Source organism: Gemmatimonadaceae bacterium (genome assembly GCA_036003045.1).
Lineage (GTDB): Bacteria > Gemmatimonadota > Gemmatimonadetes > Gemmatimonadales > Gemmatimonadaceae > JAQBQB01.
On sequence record DASYSS010000049.1, the window covers coordinates 1 to 5,622 of the forward strand.

Annotated in this window: 5 protein-coding genes; 2 read left to right on the top strand and 3 right to left on the bottom strand. The window is 64.4% G+C overall.

The window, feature by feature from the left end; genetic code table 11:
- The 3 genes from sufB to VGQ44_12740 all read right to left on the bottom strand — a co-directional run.
- Nucleotides 1-825, bottom strand: an 825-nt coding sequence (sufB, locus tag VGQ44_12730) for a Fe-S cluster assembly protein SufB (GenBank protein HEV8447686.1), incomplete at its 3' end; no start/stop codon positions are given.
- Between the two features lie 268 nt (nt 826-1,093).
- Nucleotides 1,094-2,056, bottom strand: a complete 963-nt coding sequence (locus VGQ44_12735) for a xanthine dehydrogenase family protein subunit M (protein ID HEV8447687.1) — start codon at nt 2,054-2,056, stop codon at nt 1,094-1,096.
- Between the two features lie 352 nt (nt 2,057-2,408).
- Nucleotides 2,409-2,615, bottom strand: a complete 207-nt coding sequence (locus VGQ44_12740; GenBank protein ID HEV8447688.1) for a hypothetical protein — start codon at nt 2,613-2,615, stop codon at nt 2,409-2,411.
- 171 nt (nt 2,616-2,786) lie between these two features.
- Here VGQ44_12740 and VGQ44_12745 point away from each other — a divergent pair, with 171 nt between their 5' ends.
- Both VGQ44_12745 and VGQ44_12750 read left to right on the top strand, forming a co-directional pair.
- A complete protein-coding gene (locus VGQ44_12745) occupies nt 2,787-5,261 on the top strand; it encodes a protein kinase (GenBank protein ID HEV8447689.1) in 2,475 nt (824 codons plus the stop codon).
- A 12-nt stretch (nt 5,262-5,273) separates the two neighbouring features.
- Nucleotides 5,274-5,622: hypothetical protein (locus tag VGQ44_12750; protein HEV8447690.1), on the top strand; the 349-nt coding region annotated here is incomplete at its 3' end.

The following is a 5,622-nucleotide window of genomic DNA, read 5'->3' on the forward strand; positions in this document are numbered from 1 at the left end:
TTCCTTGTCACCTGCGTACCAGTTCTGCACGGTCGAGTATTTGATCGTCGCCCCCTTGAGTGCGACCAGCTCGACCACCGCCGCGTGCAGCTGATTGGTGCTCCGCTTGGGTGCCGTGCATCCCTCGAGATAGCTGACGTATGCGCCCTCGTCGGCCACGATGAGAGTTCTCTCAAACTGGCCGGTGTCGGCCGAGTTGATACGGAAATACGTCGAGAGCTCGATCGGGCAGCGCACGTCCTTGGGGACGTACACGAACGAGCCGTCGGAGAACACCGCACTGTTCAGCGCGGCGAAGAAGTTGTCGCTGTACGGCACGACGGAGCCGAGGTATTTCTCGACCAGGTCCGGATGTTCGCGCAACGCTTCGCCGAACGAGCAGAAGATGATGCCGTGCTTGGCCAGCTCCGAGCGCATCGTCGTTCCGACCGACACCGAGTCGAAGATCGCGTCGACCGCCACGCCGGCGAGCATCTTCTGCTCGTACAGCGGAATGCCGAGCTTCTCGTAGGTCTTGAGCAACTCCGGATCGACTTCATCGATGCTGCCGAGCGGCTTCTTCGTCTTGGGCGCGGAGTAGTAGCTCGTCGCTTGATAGTCGATCGGGCCGTAATGGACGTTCGGCCAATGCGGCTCTTTCATCGACAGCCAGCGGCGATACGCCTTGAGCCGCCACTCGACCATGAAAGCGGGCTCGTTCTTTTTCGCCGAGATCGCGCGAACGACGTCCTCGCTCAGCCCGGCTGGCAGCGTGTCCGACTCGATGTCGGTCACGAATCCGTGCTGATACTCTCGGCTAATCAGGCTCTCGATCGAACTGCTCATTCGGTACTCCAACGTGTTGGACCAGCGTGCGCGCCGTCGCTTGGGCGGCGAATCCGAGAGGCGAAGCTCGTTCCCGGATCGCGTAGCGCAACTCGTTTTCGGTGAATCGTTTGCGGACTCGTCGGCTTCGCTCAGGTGGCGAGTCTCGCCGCAAATTCAGGCGAATTCAGCTAAGCAGATAAAATTAGTCGGCTTTAGGTCGTCGGGGCTAGGGGGCGACGTCCGCAGCCCACAATCCGGCCTACGTCTCACCCCGGACTGGCAGCGGTTAAGCCAGCAGAGCGAGCGTTTCGCGCAGCAACGATGCCGCGAGCTCGACCTTGTAGCCGTTCTTCGAAAGAGGCCTCGCGTCGTACAGTGCGCGGTCGGCCAGCGTGGCGATCGTGTCTTCGTCGAGGCCGCCCGAGGCGACGTCCTCCTCGATCGATGTGTTCACGCGCCACGGCCGCGGTGACACGCCGCCGAGGACGATGCGCACGTCGCCGTTCGGCCGTTTGCACCCCGCGATGCTCACGAGCGCGAAATCCCACGCGTCGCGCTGCATCAACTTCTGGTAGTGCTGGACGCCTCTCGCCGACGCCGCCGGCAACACGATCGCCGCGACGAATTCGCCTGGCGCAAGCACTGTCTCCTGGTCGAGTCGCTCGGACGGCAGCGTGTAGAATTCACTAATCGGCACCCGGCGTCGGCCACCGATCGACGCGATCTCGATGACCGCATCCAGCGCCGTGAGCGCGACGGCTGGATCGGACGGATGCACGATGTGACACGGCCCATTCTCGAGAATTGCCAGGTATTGATTCTCGCCGTCGACCGCTGGGCACGACGTTCCGCCGTTCTTGAGACACGAGATGCCGCGCCGGAAATACCAGCATCGCGGCCGCTGGCAGAGATTCCCGCCGATCGTCCCCATGTTGCGCAGCGCGGGAGTTGCGACGACGTCGCACGCTTGCGCGAGCACCGAGAAACGCTCGCGAATCTGCGCGTCGGCGGCGAGCTCGGCGACGCGGGTCGACGCGCCGATCCAAAGGTCACCGTTGTCGAGCGCGCGCACTCCGACACTTTCGGGAATACGTCGCAGATCGACGAGCACATCGGGACGAGTGATCTCCTCCGCGATTGCGACGAGGAGATCTGTTCCGCCGCCGAGCGGCGTCGCGCCGGGTTGGTTGAGTCGCCGCGCCGCGTCATCGACGGACGTCGCGCGCTGATACGAGAAGGGGTGTGTCACGAGGGCTAAAGAAAGGTCTGCCCGTCCCAATCCGCGAGTACCATGGAAGGTCATTAGCAACAGCAGCCGCGGAATCCGCGGAATCTGCAGAAACAGCACGGAATGGTCTAACGCGCCGAGAGGGCAGCATGCGCAACGAGCCCGGACAAATTTTTTTTGGGGGCTGCCGCTCGGGACGCTACTCGACGCCTCCCGAGCGGCAGTCCCTCAGAGAATCTCGGCTCGTTGCGCGCGGAGCCGTTCCGACACTCGAGCCATTCCGTGGCTGTTTCCGCAGATTCCGCGGATTCCGCGGCTGCTGTTCAAAAAAAACGGGACCCGAAGGTCCCGCGCCTCTCTCGTGCCAACGACGTCAGCGCCCCGCCTCTCTAGCACTCGGCGGACTAGCATCGCCCGACCCCTTGCCATGCCACGTCACGTCCGTCGGATGCCGGTACGTTTGCTTATGGATGTATGTCACCGTGGCAATGCAAAGAACCGTGAACAGGATGACGCCGGCGGCAACACCCCAACCACCATTGGTTTCGGCGGGAACGTAGCGATCGATGTGGTCAGACATGGGCTGAATGTAATTGAGATCGGAACGCGCGCAAAAGGGTAGAAGCCGGTACTGCGCGCGTCCGGATTCAGTAAAACTTCGGGACACGAAGAACCTTTCTCGGACCTCGTGCTGTCTCAAGTTGTGAGTGGGGCGTAATTTGGTGCATTCCGCGGCTTCCATGTATTCGACGTGACGGTCCTTCGAGACGAGCTCCAGCGTACACTAGGAACCCTCTACACCATCGAGCGGGAGCTCGGTGGCGGCGGGATGTCGTCGGTGTTCGTCGCACGCGATAACTCGCTCGGACGAACAGTCGTCGTGAAGGTCTTGCCGTACGAGCTCGCCGCCACCGTCTCGGTCGACCGATTCAAGCGAGAGATCATGTTGTCGGCGGCGCTCCAGCATCCGCACATCGTGCCGGTACTGAGCGCGGGCGAGACCGACGGATTGCCGTTCTTCATCATGCCGTTCGTCGAAGGCGAATCGCTGCGCGCGCGGCTCTCGCGCGGACCACTGTCCGTGCGCGAAGCAGTCAGCATTCTCAAGGACGTCGCGCGCGCGCTCGTGTACGCGCACAGTCGCGGCATCATCCACCGCGACATCAAGCCGGACAACATCCTGCTCTCGTCCGGCTCAGCAACGGTCACCGACTTTGGCGTCGCCAAAGCACTCTCGGCGTCGCGCGAAGGGAAGGCGCCGACAAGTACGCGGACCGGCACCATCACGCTCGTCGGTACGTCGATCGGCACACCGGCGTACATGGCGCCCGAGCAAGCCGCGGGAGATCCGAACACCGATCATCGCGCCGACCTGTACGCGCTCGGCATCGTCGGCTACGAGATGCTGATCGGCACGCCGCCGTTCCATGGACGCGCGCCGCAGCAACTCCTCGCCGCGCAGCTCACCGAGGCGCCGCCGCCGATTGCCTCGCGCCGCTACGACGTGCCGGAAGCGCTCGCCTCGCTCATCATGCGCCTGCTCGAGAAGGAGCCGGCGAACCGGCCGAAGAACGCATCCGAGGTCGCGCGCGCGCTCGAGGATCCGGCGGTCGTGAGCGGAACGTTCCTCTCCATGCCGGCGCCGAAATCGGCGCGACCCAAGCCTGTGTTGTGGGCGCTCGCCGGGGCAGGCATCCTCGCGTCCGTCGCCGCCGGTGGCGCGTGGTTCTCCAACCGACACTCGGCGTCGACCACCTCGACGCCGGCACCGGCCGTCGCGATAACCGCGACCAAGTCCATCGCCGTGATGCCGCTCGTCAACATCAGCCGCGACACGAGCGACGCGTACTTTGCCGCGGGGATGACCGCCGAGGTGACGAATGCGTTGAGCCGAATCCCCGGACTCCGTGTTGCGTCGGGAACCGAGAGTGCCGCCCGTGCCCAGGCCGCAAGCCCGATCGAGCTGGCGAAGGCGCTCAACGCCAACATGGTGTTGGTCGGAACGGTGCAGCGTGAAGGTGGTCGGATGCGCGTGACCGCGCGGCTGGTGAATACCGCCGACGGATTCACTGTGTGGTCGGACATGTTCGAGCGCGAATCGAAGGACGTGTTCAAGGTTCAAGACGACATCTCGAACGCGATCGTCGCCGCGATTTCGCCGGAGCTGTCCGGCACACCGCCAACCGCGGCAACGCCGGCGGCGGCCGCCAAGATCGCCGGCGTGAACGATCACGGCACCGCCGACCTGCAGGCCTACGATCTCTACCTCCGCGGCCGGTACTTCTTCGACAAGCGTGGCGAGAAGAGCTTGCGCCGCGCGCTCGACTACTTCGAGCAAGCAACAAAGAGAGACTCGACGTTCGCCCGAGCATACGCCGGCATCGGCAGTGCCTATGCCCTTCTGCCGCTGTACGCGCACGTTCGCGCCGACTCGGTTCAGCCGCTCGCGCTCGCCGCGATCAATCGTGCTGTGTCGCTCGACAGCACGCTGCCCGACGCCTTTGCGTCGCGCGCCACGCTCCTCCAGGCGAGCTGGCGCTGGGCCGAGGCCGAGCGCGACTATCAGCGCGCGCTGAAGCTTGACCCCAGCTATGAGGCGGCGCGTCAGTGGTATGGCGAGATGTTGCTTCTCAACAACCGAACGTCAGAATCGGTCGCGCAGCTGAAACGAGCCACTGAGCTCGATCCGCTCTCGCCAATCGCGTTCGCGTCCTACGGACTGGCCCTCGCTGTCGCGCAATCGGCCGACGCCGCGATCGCCGCTGGTCGACGCGCCGTCGAGCTCGACTCGACGTTCGTCGTCGCCCGTTTCATGCTCGGTGGCGTGTACGCCGAATTCGGCCGCTTCCCCGAGGCCATTCGCGAGCTCGAGGCCGCGGCCCGGCTCGATACGACATCGGTTCACGCGCTCAGCCTGTTGGGATATGCGTATGCCAAATCTGGTAACAAGCAGCGCGCACTGGCATTGGCCAAGGGTCTCGAGGCGGACGCCGGACATCGCGTGAGCGGCGCCGGGGCAGGAGCGGCGCGCATCTACATCGCTCTTGGTGATAACCCGCGCGCCATGTCGTTGCTCGAGCGTGCCGTGGCCGATCACGACGCGTTCTTCTCGAGTGAATCGCTGGCGGAGAATTTCTTCGACCCGCTGCGCGGCGACCCGCGATTCATCGCCATCGTCCGCGGCACGGGTCTCGATCCCAAATTGGCACAGCGGAGCGCGCCGTAGGTCGGTGGAACGGTGGAACGTCCCACAGGTCGAGTCGTCATCATGGTAATGAACACGAGTCGCTTGGTCAGCGTGATCGGGATTGTCGCGAGCGTCGCGACGGCATGCGCTCGCCCGGTGCTCTACTACCCGACGCCGGAGACTGCGCCGACGCCGACAGCCGGTGCAGTGGCCGAAGCATCTCCCATCGTGGCATCAGCCAGCGACGAGTATTTGCGCACGCGACAGATCGCGCTGCCCGTCGCCGGCGCGGACATGTCCAAAGTCGACGATTCGTTCAGCGAGCCGCGTGACGGTGGACGCGTGCATCGCGCCATCGACATCCTCGCGCCGCGCGGCACCCCGATTCTCTCAGCCGACG

Excerpts from the sequence above, each read along its gene's own strand:
- VGQ44_12740 (HEV8447688.1), bottom strand. The coding sequence starts at position 2,615 with ATGTCTGACCACATCGATCGCTACGTTCCCGCCGAAACCAATGGTGGT.